21 protein-coding genes are annotated in these 20,743 nt (G+C 68.2%); 8 read left to right on the forward strand and 13 right to left on the reverse strand.

Annotated features, from left to right (window positions below; all coding sequences use genetic code 11):
* Window positions 1–167 precede the first annotated feature (167 nt).
* Genes pcsA through QKY98_RS19205 form a run of 3 tightly spaced genes read left to right on the forward strand, consistent with a single transcriptional unit; the run spans window position 168 to window position 2,109 of the window.
* Window positions 168–860 (forward strand): phosphatidylcholine synthase, encoded by a 693-nt coding sequence (gene pcsA, locus QKY98_RS19195; protein WP_085982652.1) that lies wholly within the window; start codon window positions 168–170, stop codon window positions 858–860.
* A 2-nt stretch (window positions 861–862) separates the two neighbouring features.
* The gene (locus QKY98_RS19200) at window positions 863–1,183 is read left to right on the forward strand and encodes a GIY-YIG nuclease family protein (protein WP_027602997.1); all 321 of its coding nucleotides are present in this window, start codon (window positions 863–865) and stop codon (window positions 1,181–1,183) included.
* Window positions 1,171–2,109 (forward strand): glutathione S-transferase family protein, encoded by a 939-nt coding sequence (locus tag QKY98_RS19205; RefSeq protein ID WP_284671407.1) that lies wholly within the window; start codon window positions 1,171–1,173, stop codon window positions 2,107–2,109. The genes QKY98_RS19200 and QKY98_RS19205 overlap by 13 nt, the downstream gene beginning before the upstream one ends.
* A gap of 59 nt (window positions 2,110–2,168) precedes the next feature.
* Here the strand turns inward: QKY98_RS19205 and QKY98_RS19210 are convergent, their stop codons facing one another.
* The 5 genes from QKY98_RS19210 to pmcY all read right to left on the reverse strand — a co-directional run bounded on the left by QKY98_RS19210 (window position 2,169) and on the right by pmcY (window position 6,229).
* A complete protein-coding gene (locus tag QKY98_RS19210) occupies window positions 2,169–2,789 on the reverse strand; it encodes a flavin reductase family protein (protein ID WP_027602999.1) in 621 nt (206 codons plus the stop codon).
* Window positions 2,790–2,799: 10 nt separating this feature from the next.
* A complete protein-coding gene (locus tag QKY98_RS19215) occupies window positions 2,800–3,270 on the reverse strand; it encodes a metallophosphoesterase family protein (RefSeq protein ID WP_284671408.1) in 471 nt (156 codons plus the stop codon).
* A gap of 9 nt (window positions 3,271–3,279) precedes the next feature.
* On the reverse strand, window positions 3,280–4,809 hold the full coding sequence (locus tag QKY98_RS19220) for an FAD-dependent oxidoreductase (protein ID WP_284671409.1): 1,530 nt from the start codon (window positions 4,807–4,809) through the stop codon (window positions 3,280–3,282).
* 80 nt (window positions 4,810–4,889) lie between these two features.
* Window positions 4,890–5,804 (reverse strand): cation diffusion facilitator family transporter, encoded by a 915-nt coding sequence (locus QKY98_RS19225; protein WP_027598501.1) that lies wholly within the window; start codon window positions 5,802–5,804, stop codon window positions 4,890–4,892.
* Window positions 5,804–6,229, reverse strand: a complete 426-nt coding sequence (gene pmcY, locus QKY98_RS19230; RefSeq protein ID WP_027598502.1) for a periplasmic Zn2+ metallochaperone PmcY — start codon at window positions 6,227–6,229, stop codon at window positions 5,804–5,806. Before pmcY ends, QKY98_RS19225 begins: the two co-directional genes overlap by 1 nt.
* 102 nt (window positions 6,230–6,331) lie before the next feature.
* On the opposite strand from pmcY, the gene hrpB reads away from it, so the two are divergent.
* The 4 genes from hrpB (at window position 6,332) to QKY98_RS19250 (ending at window position 11,268) form a co-directional block, all read left to right on the forward strand.
* On the forward strand, window positions 6,332–8,836 hold the full coding sequence (gene hrpB / locus QKY98_RS19235; protein ID WP_284671410.1) for an ATP-dependent helicase HrpB: 2,505 nt from the start codon (window positions 6,332–6,334) through the stop codon (window positions 8,834–8,836).
* A gap of 109 nt (window positions 8,837–8,945) precedes the next feature.
* Window positions 8,946–9,776, forward strand: a complete 831-nt coding sequence (locus QKY98_RS19240; RefSeq protein WP_284671411.1) for an oxidoreductase — start codon at window positions 8,946–8,948, stop codon at window positions 9,774–9,776.
* Window positions 9,777–9,788: 12 nt separating this feature from the next.
* A complete protein-coding gene (locus QKY98_RS19245) occupies window positions 9,789–10,727 on the forward strand; it encodes an AraC family transcriptional regulator (protein ID WP_284671412.1) in 939 nt (312 codons plus the stop codon).
* Window positions 10,728–10,839: 112 nt separating this feature from the next.
* A complete protein-coding gene (locus tag QKY98_RS19250) occupies window positions 10,840–11,268 on the forward strand; it encodes a pyridoxamine 5'-phosphate oxidase family protein (protein ID WP_027598506.1) in 429 nt (142 codons plus the stop codon).
* A gap of 170 nt (window positions 11,269–11,438) precedes the next feature.
* Here QKY98_RS19250 and QKY98_RS19255 read toward each other — a convergent pair whose 3' ends face one another.
* The 8 genes from QKY98_RS19255 to QKY98_RS19290 form a co-directional block, all read right to left on the reverse strand.
* Entirely contained in the window at window positions 11,439–12,647 is a 1,209-nt protein-coding gene (locus tag QKY98_RS19255) for an amino acid deaminase (RefSeq protein ID WP_042136799.1), read from the reverse strand.
* Complete coding sequence (locus QKY98_RS19260) at window positions 12,644–13,417, reverse strand: IclR family transcriptional regulator (protein ID WP_042136802.1); 774 nt, start codon at window positions 13,415–13,417, stop codon at window positions 12,644–12,646. The genes QKY98_RS19255 and QKY98_RS19260 overlap by 4 nt, the downstream gene beginning before the upstream one ends.
* Window positions 13,418–13,431: 14 nt before the next feature.
* Window positions 13,432–13,818, reverse strand: coding sequence for a RidA family protein (locus QKY98_RS19265; RefSeq protein WP_007161900.1), 387 nt, complete (start codon window positions 13,816–13,818; stop codon window positions 13,432–13,434).
* Between the two features lie 28 nt (window positions 13,819–13,846).
* Window positions 13,847–14,623 carry an amino acid ABC transporter ATP-binding protein gene (locus tag QKY98_RS19270; protein WP_284671413.1) on the reverse strand — a complete coding sequence of 259 codons (777 nt, stop codon included), beginning with the start codon at window positions 14,621–14,623 and terminating at the stop codon, window positions 13,847–13,849.
* Window positions 14,620–15,282 (reverse strand): amino acid ABC transporter permease, encoded by a 663-nt coding sequence (locus tag QKY98_RS19275; RefSeq protein ID WP_027603009.1) that lies wholly within the window; start codon window positions 15,280–15,282, stop codon window positions 14,620–14,622. The genes QKY98_RS19270 and QKY98_RS19275 overlap by 4 nt, the downstream gene beginning before the upstream one ends.
* 10 nt (window positions 15,283–15,292) lie before the next feature.
* Window positions 15,293–15,955 carry an amino acid ABC transporter permease gene (locus tag QKY98_RS19280; RefSeq protein WP_027598510.1) on the reverse strand — a complete coding sequence of 221 codons (663 nt, stop codon included), beginning with the start codon at window positions 15,953–15,955 and terminating at the stop codon, window positions 15,293–15,295.
* A gap of 48 nt (window positions 15,956–16,003) precedes the next feature.
* The gene (locus QKY98_RS19285) at window positions 16,004–16,783 is read right to left on the reverse strand and encodes a transporter substrate-binding protein (protein ID WP_223855486.1); all 780 of its coding nucleotides are present in this window, start codon (window positions 16,781–16,783) and stop codon (window positions 16,004–16,006) included.
* 265 nt (window positions 16,784–17,048) lie between these two features.
* On the reverse strand, window positions 17,049–18,512 hold the full coding sequence (locus tag QKY98_RS19290; protein ID WP_284671414.1) for an N-acyl-D-amino-acid deacylase family protein: 1,464 nt from the start codon (window positions 18,510–18,512) through the stop codon (window positions 17,049–17,051).
* A gap of 175 nt (window positions 18,513–18,687) precedes the next feature.
* Between QKY98_RS19290 and QKY98_RS19295 the strand changes: the two genes are divergently transcribed.
* Complete coding sequence (locus QKY98_RS19295) at window positions 18,688–20,706, forward strand: methyl-accepting chemotaxis protein (RefSeq protein ID WP_284671415.1); 2,019 nt, start codon at window positions 18,688–18,690, stop codon at window positions 20,704–20,706.
* Window positions 20,707–20,743 lie beyond the last annotated feature (37 nt).

A 20,743-nucleotide genomic window follows, 5' to 3' on the forward strand; every position in this document is an offset into this window, starting at 1 on the left:
TCCTCGACGTTTGGCGCCCGGTTTCCGGGGTCGGCGGTCAAGGTCCGCCTTGCCGTTCACCGGCTTCATTGTCGATTTCGTAGCGTATCGCCAGAACGGGCGGTGCGCTGGGCAGTCGAAGCCGTCATCATAGAGAGACGCCCGTGAACTCCATTTCCCATCCGCTCATGCTGACAAAAGCCAAGGCCTGGGGCGCCCATGCGGTGACCTCCAGTGGTGTGATCCTCGCGCTTCTGGCGCTGCTCGCTCTGGTCGACGGTCAACCCAAGGGTTGCCTGATGTGGCTGGGCATCGCCCTGCTCGTCGACGGTCTGGACGGCACCCTGGCGCGCAAGTTCGAAGTCAAGCGGGTATTGCCCCATTTCGACGGCTCGGCGCTGGACCTGGTGGTCGACTACCTGACCTATGTGTTCATTCCGGCCATCTTCATCTATCGCTTCGTGCCCTTGCCGCCGCATTTCGAACTGGTGGCGGTGGGCATCATCCTATTGTCGTCGCTGTTCTGTTTCTGCAATGTGAACATGAAGAGCGCCGACAACTATTTCGTCGGCTTTCCCGCGGCCTGGAACGTGGTGGCGCTGTATTTCTACGTACTGGACCTGGCGCCCTGGTTCAGCATGGCGGTGGTGCTGGTGCTGGCCGCCCTGACCCTGACCCGGGTCAAGTTCCTGCATCCCTTCCGCGTGCGCCAGCTGATGGCGGTGAACATCACCGTGACCTCCATCTGGCTGCTCAGCAGCGCCATGATGGTATTCGTGCATCCCGACAAGCCACTGTGGCTGATGGTCCTCTGGTTCGCCAGCGGCATCTATTTCGTTGGCGTGTGCGTCTGGCGTACCGCCCGGGAGTGGTTCGCCTGACGGTGAGCGATAACCCCCTGCCACCCGCGCGCACCTGGTATGTCTACTTGGTGCGTGCCGAGAATCAGGCGCTCTATTGCGGCATCAGCGATGATCCCGAGCGCCGTTTCGCCCAGCACCGCAGTGGCCGCGGTGCCCGCTTCTTCGCCTCCAGCCCGGCCCAGGCGCTGGTCTATGTGGAAGCCTGTGGCGACAAATCGACCGCCCTGCGTCGCGAAATCCAGATCAAGAAGCTGCCCAAAAAAGCCAAGGAATCCCTGGTGCTGGCCCGCGCCGGCCTGGCGTCCGCGGCCCCTTCAGGAGAGCTGTCATGTCCGAGCTGATTCTGCATCACTACTGGCAATCGCCCTTCGCCGAGAAGGCGCGCCTGCTGCTGGGCTTCAAGGGGCTGGCCTGGCGTTCGGTGATCATTCCGCGGATGCTGCCCAAGCCCGAGCTGGTGGCGCTCACGGGTGGCTATCGCAAGACGCCGGTATTGCAGGTGGGGGCAGATGTCTATTGCGACACGGCACTGATCGCCCGTCGCCTGGAGGCGGAAAAGGCCGTGCCGGCGCTGTTTCCGGAAGGCCAGGAAGCGGTGGCGGCCGCCTTTGCCGCCTGGGCGGACTCGGTGCTGTTCCAGCATGCCGTGGCGCTGATGTTCCAGCCGGAGATCATGGGCCCGCGCCTGGCCAGCCTGCCGCCGGAGCAGGCCCAGGCGTTCCTGGACGACCGCAAGGCGCTGTTCAGCGGTGGCAGCCTGAGCCGGCTGAGTCCCGAGCAGGCCCGGCAACAGTTGCCGACCCTGCTGACCCGCCTGGAGACCCAGCTCCAGCGCAGCGCCGGCGAATTCCTGTTCGGCGCGCCCTCGGTGGCCGACATCGCCCTGGCGCACAACTTCTGGTTTCTCAAGAGCACGCCGCAACTGGCGCCCCTGGTCGACGGGCGCCCCGAGATCGCCGCCTGGTTCGCCCGGGTGCTGGGGTTCGGTCATGGTACCCATGAGGAACTCGGCGCCGCCGAGGCGCTGGAGATCGCCAGGGCGGCGGAGCCACTGGCCTTGCCGCGCGACCAGGCCCTCGCCGTGGAAGGCTTCGCCTGGGGTGACCGGGTGAGTGTGGCGGCAACCGACTATGGGGTGGATCCGGTGGTGGGTGAACTGGTGCATGCCGACAGCGAGGCTCTGGTGATCCGCCGTCACGACGAGCATCTGGGGGCGATCCAGGTGCATTTCCCGCGCCTGAATTTCCGCGTCAGTGCAGCGGGCTAGGGGTCGCGACAACGACAACGGCGCCCGAGGGCGCCGTTTTGCATTTCAGAGCCTACCGCTCAGTCCGGGCGGCGCATGCGGAACAGCGCGGCCTCGGTGATCTCGAAATAGTCGGCCGGGCCACCGCCGCGGACGATGGGGCGAGCGGCCGCGGTCTGGTAGATGCCGTCCTTGAGCAGGCGCTTGTCGATGTGGGCGGCCACCACCTCGCCCAGCACCAGCCACTGATCCAGTTCGTCCCCGGCGGCGGTCTTGAGGCGGACGATCTGGCTCAGCCGGCACTCGAAGGCCACCTGGGCACGGGCCACACGCGGCACCTTGACCACTGTCGAAGCGGCAGGCTCCAGGCCAGCCAGGGCGAATTCGTCCACCTCGGGTCCGACCATGGCGCTGCTGGTGTTCATTTCCTCGGCCAGTTCGCGGGTGGCCAGGTTCCAGACGAATTCGCCGGTACGCTCGATGTTGGCCACGCTGTCCTTGTAGCCCTGGCTGGAAAAGCCGATCAGTGGCGGCTTGTAGTTAAAGGCATTGAAGAAGCTGTAGGGCGCGAGGTTCAGGATGCCGGTTTCGCTCTGGGAGGAGATCCAGCCGATGGGGCGCGGCGCGATGATGGCGTTGAAGGGATCGTGGGGCAGGCCGTGGCCCTGGCTGGGTTCGTAGAAATGGTAATCGATGCTCATCGGGATTCCTTCAGGGGGTGAGTTCCAGGATCTCGGCCTGGATCTGGCCGGCGTCCAGGATCAGGCGGCCGACGCTGATCGGCAGCCGAAAGCGCCGTGGGCCAGCGCTGCCGGGGTTTATGTAGAGTACGCCATCGCGCTCTTCGATCAGCGGCTTGTGCGAGTGCCCGCTGACCACCACCCGTACCTGGGCACCGGCGGCGGCCAGGTCGAGCTCGGGCAGGATGTGCAGCATATGGATGTCGATGCCGCCCAGGGTCAGGGTGACGCGCTCGGGGATGTCGTCGGCCCAGGGCACGTCGTCATTGTTGCCCCGGACCACAGCCAGCGGTGCCAGCTCGCGCAGGGCATCGAGGATCTCGGGTTTGCCGATGTCACCGGCGTGCAGGATGAAGTCGCTGCCGGCGAGGGCCTCCAGCGCCTCGGGCCGGAGCAGACCATGGGTATCGGCGATCAGGCCGACGCGATAGGGATTGGCCATGGCGACTCCTCAATTGGCCTGGACGATGTCCAGGGCCTCGGCGCGTCCCAGCGGCTGGCGCATACGCTGGGCCAGGATGGCGGTGGCGCGTTCCCGCTGGCAGGCCACCACGCCCACCACCCGATCCTCGGCCAGCAGCAGGGCGACAAAGGTCTGGTCGCCGAGGCTGCCGTCCAGATGCATGTCGTCCCAGTGGCGGGGATGGCCAAGGTATTCGTAACGCTTGCCGTGATGCAGGGTCCAGAAGAAGGGCACGTCCGCGTAGCGTTCGGCGTGGCCCAGCAGATTGCGCGCCGCCAGACGGCCGTGTTGCTGGGCCAGGCGCCAGTGCTCGATGCGGGTCGGCTGACCGGCGAAGGGAAAGGTGGCCAGATCGCCGACAGCGTAGAGGCCCTCGGCGGCCCGGAGCTCGGCGTCCACCGGAACGCTGCCGTCACCCGCCAGGGGCAGATCGGTCAGGAAAGTGGTGGCCGGCGTGATGCCGGTACCCACCAGCACCAGATCGGCGGGCAATTGGCTGCCGTCCTTGAGGCTGACCTGGCGGACGTGAGCGTCGCCGGTGAAGCCCACTACCTCGTTGGGGGCGTGGAAGGTCACGCCATTGGCCTCGTGCAGGGTCTTGAAGTGCTGGCCGAGGGTCTCGCCCATCTGCTTGACGAAGGGCAGGGAGGCGGGGGAGACCACGTCCACTGCCAGGCCTCGCTTGCGCAGGGCGGACGCGGCTTCCAGGCCGATGAAGCTGGCACCGACGATCACCGCGCGGCCCTCGGCGGGCAGATCGGCGAGGATCGCGGCCGCGTCGGCGCGGGTCCGCAGCAGGTGGATGCCCTCGAGCTGGGCGCTGGGAACGTCTAGCGGCCTGGGTTCGCCACCGGCGGCGAGCACGCAGCCGTCGTAGCTAAGGGTCTGGCTGTTGGCGAGTTCCAGCTGACGGGTCTGGGGATCCAGGCGGGTCACCTCGGCATGCAGGCGTTCGATGCGCTGCTGGCGGAAGAACTCGGGCTCGCGCAGCGGCGGGGCTTCGTCGGGGGCCTTGTCGCCCTGGAGGACGAATTTGGACAGGGCCGTCCGGTCATAGGGCTCGCCCGGTTCGCGACCGATCAGCAACAGGCGTCCGCCATAGCCGAATTCGCGCAGGGCGGCGGCCGCGGCGGTACCTGCGGCGCCGGCGCCGACGATGACGAACAGGCGGTCGTCGGGTCGGGATTCCGCCGCCTGTGCGGGCAGGGGTTCGCAGCCGACCAGCACCTTGCCATCGCGCACCTCCACCGGATAGCGCTGCAGGGCGTCCAGCGCCGGCGGTTCGCACAGGCTGCCATCCTCGACCGCAAAGCTCGCCTTGTGCCAGGGACAGACCAGGCGCCCCTGGCAGACCGCGCCGTCGGCCAGGGGCGCGCCGGCGTGGGGGCACTTGGCCTGGAAGGCGCGGGCCTCGTCGCCGACGCGCAGCAGCAGGATCTCGGTGTCTTCGATCTTGACCGCGGTGCCACGGTCTTCGCGCAGGTCGGCGAGGCGCGCGACGGGGTGCATGGCTTTCATGGTGGACTCCGGCGCCGTCTGGGCGCTCTCTTGAATCAGGCTCAGCAGATTCGAGAGAGCGCAGCGGCGCCGGGTTCCGCTCAGGTGGCGGGCGGCAGCGGATGTCGGTGCGGAACGTCGGGTGCGTCCAGTGGATCGGCGTGGACCAGGACCTCCGCCTGGGGATATTCGGCGCGGATGGCGGCTTCCACCTCGTCGCACAGCACATGGGCGCGGGACAGGCTCATCTCGCCCGGCAGCTCCAGGTGCAGTTGCACGAACCAGTGATTGCCGGAGAGGCGGGTGCGCAGGTCGTGTGCACCTTCCACGCCCGGCACCTGGCAGGCCAGCTGCAGCATGTGCTCGCTGATGTCGGCGGGCAGTTCCTGGTCCATCAGCACGCCAAAGGAGTCGCGGGCGATGCCGTAGGCGCTCCAGAGGATGTAGAGGGCGATGGCCAGGCCGAACAGCGGATCCAGCCAGTACCAGCCGAAGCCGGTCAGCGCCAGGGCGGCCAGGATGCCGACGTTGAGCAGCAGATCGGAGCGGTAGTGCAGGGCGTCGGCGCGGACCACCGTGGAGTCGGTGAGGCGGATGACGTGCTGCTGGTAGGCCACCAGCACGGCGGTCAGGGCCAGGGAAAACAGGGTGACGGCGATACCCAGGGCATGGGCGCCCAGGGGCTCGGGTTGCTGTAGGCGCCCGATCGCCTGCCAGGCGATGAGCACGGCGCTGACGCCGATGAACACCGCCTGGGCGATGCCGGCGAGGGATTCGGCCTTGCCATGGCCATAGCGGTGGTCGTCGTCCGCCGGCTTGAGGGCGTAGTGCACCGCCAGCAGGTTGAACACCGAGGCCAGGCCGTCGAGCAGCGAATCGGTCAGGCCGGCGAGCAGACTGACCGAGCCGCTGAACCACCAGGCCACGGCCTTGGCCAGGATAAGCGTCGTCGCCACCGCCACCGAGGCGGCGGTGGCGCGACGCAGCAGCCGCTCGGTGCGGTGCGGGTCGCTCATCAGGCGCGCGGGGCGAGCCCCAGGCTGGCGAGCTGCTCGTTGCTGCCGCTGCGCTGCAGCAGGCGCGGATCGTCCAGCGGCAGGCTGTGGCCGGTGGCCTGCTGGATGATGGCCTTGAGGCGCGCGCGATCGACGCTGCCGTCCGGATTGACCGCCTTGTTCAGTTCGCCGGGATCGACCTCGGCGCGCTTGTTGTCGGGCAGGTAGATGGCGCCGGTGGCGAAGTCCACGCCGAAGGCGATCAGGCCGGGAATGATGTAGAACAGCAGGCCGATGGCATCGAGGGCGACGATGCCCGGATCGATCCGGCCACTGCCGGTGATCTGGCCGCGACGCTCGGGATAGAACAGCGAGCCGCAAGCGGTCAGCTGGGTGAACAGGGCGGCGGCGAGGACGCCACACACCGCGCGGGTACGCATCGACATAGACAACCTCCGGTTGGATGAGGCCGCCACTATAGCGGCCGGAATCACGGCGGGCGAGACGCTTTATACTGCCCGCCCCGTTGAGACCACCGGCCGTGCCCAATGACGCCCTTGCCCATCGATGTTGTCCTGCCCGAGCTGCGCCAGGCCCTTGCCCACCGCGACGACTGCGTGCTGGAAGCGCCGCCCGGGGCCGGCAAGACCACCCGGGTGCCCCTGGCGCTGTTGCAGGAGCCCTGGCTGGCCGGCCAGCGCATCCTGCTGCTGGAGCCGCGCCGGCTGGCGGCGCGCGCTGCCGCCGAGCGCCTGGCCGCGGAGCTGGGCGAAGGCGTCGGCGAGACCGTGGGCTATCGCATCCGCCTGGAGAGCCGGGTCGGGCCGCGCACCCGTATCGAGGTGGTGACCGAGGGCATCCTCACCCGGCGCCTGCAGGACGATCCCGCGCTGGACGGCGTCGGCCTGGTGATCTTCGACGAATTCCACGAACGCAGCCTGGACGCCGACCTGGCCCTGGCGCTGACCCTGAGCGGTCGCGAACTGCTGCGCGATACCCCGCTCAAGCTGCTGGTGATGTCGGCCACCCTGGAAGGCGAACGCCTCGCCGCGCTGCTCGGCGGCGCGCCGGTGGTGCGCAGCGAAGGACGGATGTTTCCGGTGACGACCCGCTGGAGCCGGCCGCTCGGCCAGGACGAGCGCCTGGAAGCGCGGGTGGCCGCCACGGTGCTCCAGGCGCTGGACGAGGAAGCCGGCAGCCTGCTGGTGTTCCTGCCCGGCCAGGCGGAGATCCGCCGCACCGCCGAGCGCCTGGCGGAGCAGCTGCCCTCCGGGGTGCTGCTCTGTCCGCTGCACGGCGAGCTGGAACTGGCCGCCCAGCGTGCGGCCATCGAGCCGGCGCCGCCAGGTAGCCGCAAGGTGGTGCTGGCCACCAACATCGCCGAGACCAGTCTGACCATCGAAGGGGTGCGGGTAGTGGTGGACGCGGGCCTGGCGCGAGTGCCGGCCTTCGATCCCGGCAGTGGCATGACCCGCCTGACCACCCGGCGCATTTCCCGCGCCTCGGCGACCCAGCGCCAGGGCCGCGCCGGCCGCCTGGAGCCGGGCGTCTGCTATCGACTCTGGTCGGAGGAGGGGCATCAGCAGTTGTCGGCCTATGACAGCGCCGAGATCCTCCAGGCCGATCTGGCCGGGCTGGCGCTGCAACTGGCGCGCTGGGGCATGAACGCCGAGGAGCTGGCCTGGCTCGATCCGCCACCCGCCGCCGCCCTGGCGCAGGCCCGCGATCTGCTGGTGCGCCTGGGCGCCCTGGACGACCAGGGCGTGCTCACCCCTCACGGCCAGGCCATGAGCGGCCTGCCGGCTCATCCGCGGCTGGCGCACCTGCTGTTGCGTGGGCAGGCCTGGGGCCTGGCCGAACGCGCCTGCGAGATCGCCGCGCTCTTGGGCGAGCGCGACCTGGCTCCGGGGCAGGGCGCCGATCTGCACACCCGCCTGCTGCTCCTGGGCGGTGAAGGCCGTGGTCCGCGCGGCGGCGTGGCGCGTATCCGACAGCTGGTCCGCCAGTATCGCGGCCTGCTGCGTGGTCCGGCCGGGCAGCCGGTGGCCCATCCCGAGCACCCGCGCTGGACCGGTGCCCTGCTGGCCTGCGCCTATCCGGATCGCATCGCCCAGCAGCGCAAGGCCGGCGGCCAGGACTATCGCCTGGCCAATGGCCGGGCCGCCAGCTTTGGCGAACCGGATGGACTGATGAAATCGCCCTGGCTGGTGGTGGCCGATCTGGGCAGCCGCCAGGGCCAGCGCGAAGAGCGCATCTACCTGGCTGCCGAACTGGATCCGGCGCTGTTCGAGGGGCAGCTGGCCGAGCAGGTGGCAGGCCACGACGAACTGGACTGGGACGAGCGCGAAGGGGTGTTGCGCGCCGAACGCCAGCGGCGGATCGGCCAGCTGGTGCTGAGTCGCGAACCCTTGAAGAATCTGGACACCGCCGCCCGCAGCCGGGCCCTGCTCGGACTGGTGCGGCGCAAGGGGCTGGAGCTGCTGCCCTGGACGCCGGAGCTGCGCCAGTGGCAGGCGCGGGTGGCGCTGCTGCGCCAGCTGGATCTGCAGCAGCAGCCGACGAGCGACTGGCCGGACGTGAGCGACGCCGCCCTGCTGGCCAGCCTGGAAGTCTGGCTGCAGCCCTATCTGGATCGCGTCAGCCGCCTGGCCCACTTCGCCACCCTGGACCTGGCCGCCATGCTCCAGGGCCTGCTGCCCTGGCCGCTGCCCCGTCAGCTCGACGAGCTGGCCCCGCGAGGTCTGGCAGTGCCGTCGGGTTCCACGATCCGCCTGGACTACAGCGAGCAGCCGCCGGTGCTGGCGGTGCGGCTGCAGGAGCTGTTCGGCCTGGCCGACACCCCGCGCCTCGCCGGTGGCCGTCTGGCGGTCAAGCTGCACCTGCTCTCGCCCGCGCGGCGACCGGTGCAGGTCACCCAGGACCTGGCCAGCTTCTGGGCCAATACCTACGCCGAGGTGAAGAAGGATCTCAAGGGCCGCTATCCCAAGCACTACTGGCCGGACGATCCCCTGATCGCCGAACCCACGGCCCGAGCCAAGCCGCGGGGGACCTGAGCACGGGGCGTCGATGCCGAGAGGATTAGGCAAGACACCCAGACGATCCGGCAGTGGGGGCGCCAGACACCGGCGCTAGCATGGCCGCTTCCAACGATGGGAGTAGACCATGAACGAGCACAAGACCCTTTTCATCACCGGCGTGAGCAGCGGCCTGGGCAATGCCCTGGCGCGGGAAGCCCTGGCGGCCGGCCACCGTGTCATCGGCACGCTGCGCCGGGAAGCCGATCTGGAGGCCTTCGCGGCCTTGTCGGACCGGGCCCATGGCGTGCTGCTGGATGTCACGGACCATGCGCGCCTGGCGACAGTGGTGGCCGAGGTTCAGGCAGCCCACGGTCCGGTGGATGTCCTGGTGAACAACGCCGGCTACGGCCATGAGGGCATTCTCGAAGAATCGCCGCTGGAAGAGCTGCGCCAGCAATTCGAGGTCAATGTCTTCGCGGCGGTCGCCATGACCAAGGCCTTCCTGCCGTCCTTCCGCGAGCGGCGCCGCGGTCATATCATCAACATCACCTCGATGGGTGGCACCATCACCCTGCCGGGTATCTCCTACTATTGCGGCAGCAAGTTCGCCCTCGAAGGTATCTCGGCGGCCCTGGGCCAGGAGTTGGCACCCTTCGGCGTCTGGGTCACCGCCGTGGCCCCCGGCTCCTTTCGCACTGACTGGGCGGGTCGCTCGATGCGTCGCAGCGCACGCGGCATCTCCGACTACGACGAGCAGTTCACGCCGATCCGGGCGGCGCGGGAGGCCAAGAGCGGCAAGCAGCTGGGCGATCCACGCAAGGCGGCCCAGGCGCTGCTGCAGCTCATCGCCCTGCCGGCGCCGCCAACGCACTTGCTGCTGGGGAGCGATGCCTTGCACCTGGTTCGCGAACGCCTGGCCACGGCCAGCCGGGAAATCGACCGCTGGGAAGCCCTGACCCTTTCCACCGATGGCTGAAGCGGAGGTCCCATGAATCCGAGCGATCCCCTTGCCAGACGTCTGGTGGCGCTGCTGGGCAGGCTGGCGCCCCAGGAAGGCTACAACCTCAGCCCTCTGGAGGATGTGCGCTTCCTGCGCTCGGATCGCCCGCTGACCGGCGTACCCGTGCTCTATGATCCCGGGGTCGTCATCGTCTGCCAGGGCGGCAAGCGTGGCTACTTCGGTGACCGCGTCTATCAGTACGATGCCCAGCACTACCTGGTGGTCTCCGTGCCCGTGCCCTTCACCATGGAGACCGATGCCAGTCCGGAGGCACCGCTGCTGGCCATCTATCTACGCCTGGATTTTCGGCTGCTCGGCGACCTGGTGCTGCAGCTAGACAGCGAACTGGGGCCGGCGCTGGAGGCGCCCCGCGGACTCTATGCCTCGCCGATCGATGAGCCGCTGCGCACCTCGACGCTGCGCTTTCTGGAGGTCCTGAGCGTGCCGACCGACGCCCGGCTGCTGGGGCCGGCGCTGCTGCGTGAGCTCTACTATCGGATCCTCACCGGCGCCCAGGGTGGTTCGTTGCGCGCGGCCCTGGATCGCCAGGGGCGTTTCGGCCGTATCGCCCGGTCGTTGCGCACCCTGCACGCCCGCTATGCCGAGCGGCTGGACGTCGCCGCGCTGGCGCAGGAAGCGCGCATGAGTCAGCCCAGCTTCCACCGGCACTTCCGCGACATTACCGGCACCACGCCCATGCAGTATCTGAAGTCGACCCGTCTGCACCAGGCGCGGCTGTTGATGCTGCGCGACGCCCTCCCGGCGGCGAACGCGGCCTTTGCCGTAGGCTACGAGAGCGCCTCCCAGTTCAGCCGCGAATTCAAGCGGCTGTTCGGCCGGACCCCGCTGGCGGAGATCGACTGGATGAAGGCCACCTATGCGCTGCCGGCACCGCCTGCGACGGCGGTCTATGTCGCTTCCCACTAGGGCTGTCCGTCCGAAAAGCCCGGGCGACGCCGCTGCGCCGGAACCAAGCGGCCGCCGCCCCCGGTCTGAATGGAGACGGGCACTGCCTGCCCGCCCAACCGGAGCGACCCCCATGGCCGACAAGACCCTGCACGACCTTTCCAAAGCGATGCGCGATCTGGATTTCTGCATGCTGACCACCGGCACCGGGCGCCTGACCAGCCGGCCGATGAGCAACAACGGCGACGTCGAATACGACGGGGACTCCTGGTTCTATGCCTACGAGGACTCGGCCAAGATCCGGGACATCGAGCAGGATCCGGCGGTGGGACTGAGCTTCAGCGAAGGCAAGAGCCTGCTCGGCAAGCCCGGCATCTTCATCGGCATCGAAGGGCACGCCGAGCTTATCCGCGACAAGGCGCAATTCGAGGCGCACTGGACCAAGAGTCTGGACCGCTGGTTTCCCCAGGGCACCGACACGCCCGGCATGATCCTCATCAAGGTGCATGCCGAGCGCATCCGTTACTGGGATGGGGAGGAAGAGGGCGAGCTGCGCCCCTAGGCTTTGTCTGAAAGGTGCCTGCACTCGGTCATGCTGCGTTAAAAATCTGCTGGAATGCCAGCCCAGTCGGAATGCTCATTTACCATTCGTAAACTCGAGCGCGAGTCCGATCCGCTTCCTCACAGATTTTTGCCTTGCCTGACCTTCGTTCGACGACCTTTCAAACAAGCCTAAAAGCAGGTGGCGAAGGTCTCCACCACCTGCAGTCCTTCGTCGACGATGCAGCCCTGGCGCCACTTGTCGAAGGTCAGGCAGGGGTGGGAGGTGCCCAGGGCGATGAGGTCGCCGATGGCCAGCGCGGTTCCCGGGGCGACGACCATGAAGGCGTGCTGGTCCATGATGGCCGTGACCGTGCAGCCGCTGACGTCGACCGCCTCGGCAGCAGTCTGGCCGGGCCGGTAGCGGCGCAGCGGCAGCGGCAGGCCGGCATCGTGGGCGATGTCGCGCTTGCCCAGGGCCAGGATGGCGAAACCGGGTTCGGGCAGGGATTGCACGTGAGCCCAGACCTCCAGCGCCGGTTGCAGGCCCTCGTTCAGACCGGTGCGGGCCAGGACGCCACGCTGGGCATCGCGATAGATCCCGTGGTCATGGACCACATAGCTGCCGGGCCGCATGACGGCGAGAAAGCGCTCGCGCACTTCCAGCTGGTCGAAGGCGGCGGCGATCAGGTCATACCAGGCCGAACCCGAGGCGGTGACGATGGGTCGGTCGAGGGCGAAGGCGCCCTGGCCGCGCAGTTCCTCCGCCAAGCGCACCAGGGAATCGGCGAAGGCGCGGATGTCGGTGGCCGCCTCGGCGCCGTGGATCACCCCCTCGTAACCTTCGATGCCGGTCAGGCGTAGCGCCGGTTGCCCGGCGATGGTCCGGGCCAGTTCTCGTACCTCGGCTTCGCTGCGGCAACCACAACGGCCGCCCGGTACGCCGTACTCGATCATCACCTGCAGCGCCAGCCCCCGTGCGCCAAAGAAGGCGCCCAGGGCGGTCACCTGGTCGGGATGATCCACCAGGCAATGGAAGTCGAAGTCCGGATCGGCGGCGAGCAACTCGGCGATCAGCGCCATGTTCGGTGCGCCCACCAGCTGGTTGGCCATCAGCACCCGGCGCACGCCGTGGGCCTGGGCGGCGCGGGTCTGCACCGCGGTGGCCAGGGTCATGCCCCAGGCACCCGCGGCCAGCTGCCGCTGGAACAGCGCCGGCGCCATGCTGGTCTTGCCATGGGGCGCGAGTTCGGCGCCGCGGTCGCTGGCGAAGGCCTGCATCCAGCCGATGTTGTGATCGAGTGCGTCCTGGTGGATGACCAGGGCGGGCAGGGCGATGTCGCTGAGCAGGTTGGCGCCAGGACTGGCGGCGCCTTTCTCGGGGGCGATGAGGATGGTCATGGATTCTCCTGGCCGCCCAGGCGCTGGGACAGGCGGCGGGCGCTGTCGACCAGCACCTGGCGGTACTCGGCATGGTGGGCCTGGGCGTCGGCGCGGGGCGCTACGATGCACAGGGTGGCGATGCTCAGGCCGCTGGCGTCCTGCACCGGGGCGGCGAAGCAGTGGGTGTAGGTGTCGGCGATGCTGTCGAAGGAAAAGAAGCCTTCGGCGCAGGCGCTGCGGATCTCGGCGATAAAGGTCGTCGGGGCCAGACGGCTGCCGTCGGGCAGGATGAAGTCGTCCGGATCGATCAGGGCGAGGATCTCGGCATCGCTCAGATGACCGAGCAGCAGTCGCCCGGACGCGGTCCAGGGAATGGGCGCGTCCTCGCCGACATTGGACGAGATGCGAAAGGCGCGGGCGCCTTCCTTCATCAGCGAGACGGTGTACTTGCGGCCGTTGAGCTGGCACAGCTGGGCGGTCTCGCGGGTCTGGGCGACGATGTCGTCCAGCAGCAGCCCGGCCTCGCGGGCCAGATCGAAGTGGCGCAGGTGCGCCTGGCCGAGAAAGTACAGCTCGCGGCCCAGGTAGACCTGGCCGTCGCGGCCCACGGCATCGAGCATGTGCCGCTCCAGCAGCAGGCCGACCAGGTCGTAGACGGTGGACTTGGGAATGCCCAGGCCCGCGGCGATCTCGTTGGGGCGCAGCGGCCGACCCACCCGCTTGAGGTGATCGAGGATGTCGAAGGCGCGGTCCAGGCCGCGGGCTCGTTGGCGGGTAGGTTCGGTCATCTGGGCGGTTTGTCTCAGGCCTTGGGTTTGTAGGCGATGCAGTCGATCTCGACCTTGCAGTCCACCATCATGGAGGACTGCACGCAGGCGCGCGCCGGGGCGTGGCCGGCGAAGTACTCGGCGAACACCTTGTTGAAGCTCCAGAAATCGCGCGGATCGTCCAGCCAGACGCCGGCACGCACCACGTGCTCCAGACCGTAGCCGGCTTCGTGCAGGATGGCGATCAGATTCTGCATGGTCTTGTGGGTCTGGGCGACGATGCCGCCGTCGATGATCTCGCCATTCTCCATGGCCACCTGGCCGGAGACGTGCAGCCAGCCATCGGCTTCCACCGCTCGGGCGAAGGGCAGGGGTTGGCCGCCTGCGCCGCGTTCGCCGGCGCCGTATCGGGTGATGCTCATAAGGGTGCTCCTGTAGCGGGGGAAGGATTCAGAAGGAGGTCCGGCCGAGAAATTCGGCGAGACGGGTGGAACGGGGGCGCTCGAAGAGTTCGCGGGGCGGGCCCTGCTCCTCGATGCGGCCCTGGCTCATGAAGACGATGCGATCGGACACCTCGTAGGCGAATCTCATCTCGTGGGTCACCAGCAGCATGGTCATGCCGTCCTGGGCCAGGTCCTTGATCACCGCCAGCACCTCGCCGACCAGCTCCGGGTCCAGCGCCGAGGTGGGTTCGTCGAACAGCATCAGGCTGGGATTCATGGCGATGGCGCGGGCGATGGCCACCCGCTGCTGCTGACCGCCGGAGAGTTGGCCGGGATGATGGTCGCGTCTTTCGATCAGGCCGACCCGCCGCAGCCATCGCTCACCCAGGGCGATGGCTTCGTCCTTGCCCATCTTCTTGACCTTGCGCAGGCCGAGGGTGACGTTTTCCAGGGCGGTGAGGTGGGGAAACAGATTGAACTGCTGGAAGGCCATGCCGGTGAGCGAGCGCTGGCGGGCGATCTCGCGCTCCGGCAGGCGCTGGCGGCGACCGCCTTCCTCGCGGTAGCCGATGGCCTCGCCGGCCAGCTGGATGCTGCCGCCCTGGAAGTCTTCCAGCAGGTTGACGCAGCGCAGCAGGGTGGTCTTGCCCGAGCCGCTGGAGCCGATCAGGGTGACCACGTCACCGCGGTCCAGGGACAGGTCGATGCCCTTGAGCACCTCGGTGGCGCCGAAACTCTTGTGCAGGCCGTTGATGCTCAACAGCGGGGCGTTGGCGTCGGTCATGGCAGGGTCACCCGTTTTTCCAGATAGCGGCCGAGCCGCTCGATGGCGAAGTTGATGAGAAAGAACAGCAGCCCGGCGAACAGATAGAACTGCAGGGTCATGAAGGTGCGGGCGATGACCTGCTGGCTGCTCAGCAGCAACTCGGCCACGCCGATCACCGAGAGCAGGGTGGAGGCCTTGACGATCTCGGTGGAGGCATTGACCCAGGTCGGCAGGATCTGGCGCAGCGCCTGGGGCAGCAGCACCTCCTTGAGACTCTGGGCGAAGGTCAGGCCGATGGCCTTGGCCGCCTCGTGCTGGCCACGAGGGATGGCCTGCAGGGCGCCGCGGACGATCTCCGCCACGTGGGAACCGCAGAACAGCAGCAGCGCCGCGGTGCCGGCCTGGAAGGGCGTGGGCCGCAGACCCAGCGCCGGCGCCATGTAGTAGCAGGCCAGCACCAGCACGAACACCGGGGTGCCGCGGATCAGATCGGCATAGAGGCGAAAGGGCAGGCGCAGCGGCCAGCGGCCATAGGTCAGCGCCAGGCCGCCGAGGGTGCCGAACAGGGTGCCGCCGAGCACCGCCAGCACCGAGCAGGCCAGGGTGGTGGCGAACCCGGCGGCCAGGGTCTGGCGCGCGTTCCACAATTCCAGGAACCAGGAGGGGGCTTCGTACACGATCGGGCTCCTAGCGGGTCAGGCTCAGGCGTCGCTCCAGCTGGCGCAGCAGCAGGGCGATGACGTAGCAGGTGAGGATGTAGAGGGCGCTGGTCACCAGCCAGGTCTCGATGACCCGGTAGCTTTCCAGGTTGATCTTGCGCGCCTGGTAGGTCAGCTCCGGCACGGCGATGGCCGCCGCCAGGGAGGTGTCCTTGAACAGCGAGATGAAGCTGTTGGAAAGCGACGGCAGCACGTTGCGCAGCATCACCGGAATGATGACGTAGGCCTTGATCTGCCACTCGCGCAGGCCGATGGCCAGGCCCGCCTCGCGCTGGCCCTTGGGAATGGCCATGAGCCCGCCGCGAAACACCTCGGCCAGGTAGGCCCCGGCATAGAGCGCCAGGGTGATGAGAAAGGAGCTGAGCTTGTCCAGGCGGATGCCGACGCTGGGCAGGGCGAAGTACAGCAGCAGGATCAGCACCAGGATCGGGGTGTTGCGCACCAGGGTGACATAGCCCCCCGCCAGCCAGCGCAGCGCCCGCACTGGCGAGAGCAGGGCGAAGGCGGTGGCCAGGCCGATCAGGCAGCCGATGGCGATGCCCACCAGCGCCAGCTGCAAGCCGAGGGCGAGCCCGGCCAGCAAATGGTCCAGGTTCTGCCACACGGGGGCGAAGTTGAGGGTGTAGTTCATGCTCGACGTCTACCTAGAGGGCGCGGACGAGCCGCGCCGGGGCCAGGATCACTTGAACTCGACGGGGAAGCCGATCGCCGGGGAGGGCAGCTCGACGCCGAACCACTTCTTGAAGGACGCCTGATAGGTGGGGAATTCCACACCGGTCATGGCCTCGTGCAGGGCGGTATTGACGAAGTTCAGCCAGTCCTGGTCGCCGCGCTTGACCGCGCAGGCGTAGGTCTGGGGGCTCCAGGCATAGTCGGGCGAGCGGTAGCGGCCGGGATTCTGGGTCATCAGGTACTTGACCGAGGACTGGTCGGTGGCCACGGCGTCGGCGCGGCCGGTGCCCAAGGCCTGGTAGAGCAGGTCGACGCTGTCGTACTGGTCGACCTTGGCGCCGGGCAGCGCCTGGTGCACCAGTTCCTCGGCATAGACGTTCTGCAGCACGGCTACGGTCAGGTCGCCCTTGGCCGCCTTGAGGTCGTCGATCTGCTGGTAGCGGCTGTTGGCCGGCAGGAGCAGGGCCACGCCTTCGCGGTAGTAGGGCAGGGTGAAGGCCACCTGCTGGGCGCGGCTGGCGGTCACGGTGATGAACTGGCAGCTGATGTCGACCTTGTCGGTGAGCAGGTTGGGGATGCGCGCATCCGAGCCCTGGACGACGAATTCGACCTTTTCCGGATCGTTGAACAGGCCCTTGGCGATGACCTTGGAGATATCGATATCGAAGCCTTGCAACTTGCCGTCGGCGCCCTGGAAGTGCCACGGCGCATTGGTGCTGCCGGTGCCCACGACCAGATGGCCGCGCTTGAGCACGTCATCCAGCTTGGCCGCCTGGGCGCCGGTCATGGCGACCAGGCCGACCAGCAGCGCCAGCGTTTTCCACCCCTTCGTCTTGCCTGTCATCGCGTGTCTCCTTTTCCGTTATAGCGGAAGTGTGTTCGTAACAACGGAATAGATTGCAGTGACTGTGCCAGCTCTTCGCGTGGCGTTGCAAATCAAGGGCTTGGCTTTGGTGACAGGCAGCAGAGAGTGCTCCCGGTGTGCCAGAGGGCACCGGGAGGTGGCGGAAGGTAACGGGGATGCACCAGCTGGAGGCGTTACCCGGTAGCGCTCAGGCGGAACGTGGGAAGGTCGACCGCAGATCCCCGGCGCGCGGCAGGAAGCGACCATGACGCTCGCCAATGGCCTGCCCCGGTGCATAGGCCAGGTGCCCATTCACCCAGACCGCTTCGATGCCTTCGGCAGGCCGTTGCGGCTCGCTGAAGTCGGCCACGTCGCGGATGCGGGCGGGGTCGAACAGCACCAGATCGGCCTGGGCGCCGGGCTCGATCAGGCCGCGACCCGCCAAGCCGAAGCGGGCGGCGGAGAGGCCGGTCATCTTGTGCACGGCGGTGTGCAAGGGAAAGAGGCCAAGGTCGCGGCTGAAGTGACCGAGCACCCGCGGGAAGGCGCCCCAGAGTCGCGGATGGGGGAAGGGGTCCTCGGGCAGGCCGTCGGAGCCGATCATGCTCAGCGGATGGGCGAGGATGAGGCGCACGTCGGCTTCGCTCATGCCGTAGTAGACGGCACCGGCCGGTTGCAGGCGACGGGCGGTGGCCTGCAGGTCCAGGCCCCAGTCGGCGGCGATGGCGGCCAGGTCGCGGCCGCCGCACTCGGGGTGCGGGGTGGACCAGGTGATGGTGATGCGGTGGCGGTCGGTGACCTGCTTGAGATCCAGGGTGGAGGAGCTGGCGGCATAGGGATAGCAGTCGCAGCCGACCGGCTGGCTGTGGGCGGCCCGCGCCAGGGCGCCGAGCAACTCCGGCGCGCGGCCCCAGTTGTCCACCCCGGCGCACTTGAAGTGGGACACCACCACCGGCGCCCGGGCCTGGCGACCGATGTCCAGGGCTTCGTCCAGGGCCTCGTGCACCGCGGCGAATTCGCTGCGCAAGTGGGTGGCATAGAGTCCGCCCACGGCGTCCAGCTCGGCGGCCAGCGCGGCAACCTCGGCGGTTGGCGCCGCCATGGCGGAGGCGTAGGCCAGGCCGGTGGAGAGCCCCAGAGCGCCAGCGGCCAGGCTGTCGCGCAATTCGGCGCGCATGGCAGCGATCTCGGCAGGGGTGGCGGCGCGCTGGAGATCGTCCAGGTGATTGCTGCGCAGCGCCGTGTGCCCGACCAGAGCGGCGACGTTGACGCCGGGGCGGGCCTGCTCCACCGCCGCGCGATAGGCAGCAAAGGTGGGATAGCTGAAGGCCGCGGCCGGGCCCAGCAGATTCAGCGGATCCGGCGGCTCGCCACGCAACCGCACCGGGGCGGCGCTGATGCCGCAGTTGCCGACCACCACGGTGGTGACCCCCTGACTGAGCTTGGGCAGTTGCTCGGGGCGGCGGATGACCATGGTGTCGTCATGGGTATGGACATCGATGAAGCCGGGCGCCAGCGCCAGGCCGCGGCCATCGCGGACCTCCCGTGCCGGTTGCCCGGCCAACTGACCGAGTGCCTGGATACGCTCGCCGGCAATCGCCACGTCGAGAACCCGGCCCGGACGGTCGCGACCATCCAGCACAAGGGCATTGAGAATCACTACATCATGCATGCTAGAGCCATCCTGCGACCGTTGGGAGACGCCTTTCGACCGTCGAGTGGCAAAGGGCCATATAAGCGAGACGGCAGGCCGATAGCGATAGAACTGTTACAGAAAACTCTGTCTATTAGGTCACAAATTGGGCGGTACAGCCCAAGTGACCCCCTCTGCCGCCCGTGAGCTCGCCATGAATCTGTTGACCCCCGTCGTAAGCCTAATGAATCGCCTGAGATTCCCCGCCAAATTCGCCTGCCTGGCGGCCATCATCCTGGTGCCCCTGGTGTTTCTCAGCGTCTATCTCTATCAGGATATCCAGGAACAGCGGGTCGGTCTGGCCCAGGAAATCGACGGTCAGCGCTATCTGACGCAACTGACGCCGGTCGCCCGCCTGAGCATGTTGCAGCGCGCCCTGACCAAGCGACTCCAGGATGGCGATGCCTCCGCCCAGCAGGATTGGCAGAACAACCGTGACAACCTGCTCAAGGCCTATGACGACCTCGGCCGGCTGGATCGCGAACTCGGCACCCAGCTGGAAACCGGCGATCGCCTGAGCCAGCTGCGGCGGGGCGCCGAGCGCCTGATGCAGGGAGCCAACGGCACCCCGCTGGAGGGATTCGAGGCCTGGAACGAGCAGCTGACCCAGACCCTCAACCTCTTCTATTACGTGTCGGCCACCTCCGGCCTGGCGCTGGATTCGGATTACACCAGCCTCTTTCTCATCGACATCACCTCCGTGCGCCTGCCGCGGGAAATCAACCTCATCGGCCAGCTGCGCGGCCTGGCCTTCGGCCTGAGTGCCACCAACCGCTTCGATCCGGCCAGTCTGAATCTGGCGCGCAGCGTGGTGAACCAGGAACGGCAGAGCGCCGACGAACTGGAGCAGGGCCTCAGACTCCTGGCGCGGCAGGGGCCGGAGCTGGCCCAGCGCCTCAAGGGCTCCCTGGCCCAGGCGGCGGACGACTATGCCAACTTCCGTCAGGGCATGCAGGCGGCCATGACCAATGAGGGTACGGTTTCCGGTCGCGCCCTGGGTGCCCAGGGCAATGCCGTGGTCGCCCGCTACTACAAGGTGCAGGAGGAAGCGCAGGGTCAGCTCTCCCAGCTGCTGGCCGAGCGTCTGGCGCATGCGACCACGCTGCGTAATCTGGTCGTGGGCATGATCCTGGGCGCCCTGCTGCTGCTGGCCTATACCTTCGCCGGCATCTACCAGGCCCTGCGCCTGGGGATCGCCGAACTGGTCGGGGTGACCGCCGCCGCCGCCCAGGGCGATCTGAGTCGCCGCGCCGCCCTGCTCGGGCGTGACGAGATCGCCGACATCGGCCGTAGCCTGAACGCGATGCTGGAGGCCTTCGGTCGCTCGCTGCGCGAGGTGGATCAGGCCTCCAGCGCGGTGGCCGAGGCCTCGGGGTCCCTGGCCGGCTCCATCGGCCAGGCCCGTTCGACCATGCAGACGCAACAGGGCGAGACCGATCAGGTGGCCACCGCCATCACCGAGATGACCGCCAGCGTGGCGGACGTCGCCAACAACACCGAAGGCGCCGTGGCCGCGGCCCAGCAGGCCGATCAGGCCACCCGGGAAGGCACCCGGGTGATGCAGCAGACGCAACAGGCCATCGAGGCCCTGGCCGCCGAGGTGGACCTCAGCGCCACCAAGGTCGCGGCCCTGGAAACCCACAGCCAGGCCATCGGCGGGGTCATCGCGGTGATCCGCACCATCGCCGAGCAGACCAACCTGCTGGCGCTCAACGCCGCCATCGAGGCCGCTCGGGCCGGCGAGCAGGGCCGCGGCTTCGCCGTGGTGGCCGACGAGGTCCGCACCCTGGCCTCGCGCACCCAGACCTCCACCGAGGAAATCCGCCGCATCATCGAGCAGTTGCAGGCCGCCACCGGCGAGGCCGTCGGGCAGATGCAGGCCAGCCGCGGCCATGCCCTGACCGGCGTCGCGGCGGCCGAGCAGGCCAGCGTCAGCCTGACCAGCATCGGCGCCGCGGTGGAGCGCATCGTCGACGTCAATGTGCAGATCGCCAGCGCCGCGGAACAGCAGGCTGCGGTCTCCGAAGACATCAACCGCAACACCACCGGCATCCGCGCCAGCACCCTGCAGGTCCTGACCGGTATCGAGTCCGATGCCGGTACCGCCGAACGCCTCGCCGGCCTCTCCCAGGACCTGCGCGGCATCGTCTCGCGCTTCCGCCTCAGCGCCTGATGGCGCCGCTCATCGGCGCAGATTAGGTCGGACTTTA

The sequence above is a fragment of the Pseudomonas sp. HR1 genome (assembly GCF_030175875.1).
Taxonomy (GTDB): domain Bacteria; phylum Pseudomonadota; class Gammaproteobacteria; order Pseudomonadales; family Pseudomonadaceae; genus Chryseomonas; species Chryseomonas oryzihabitans.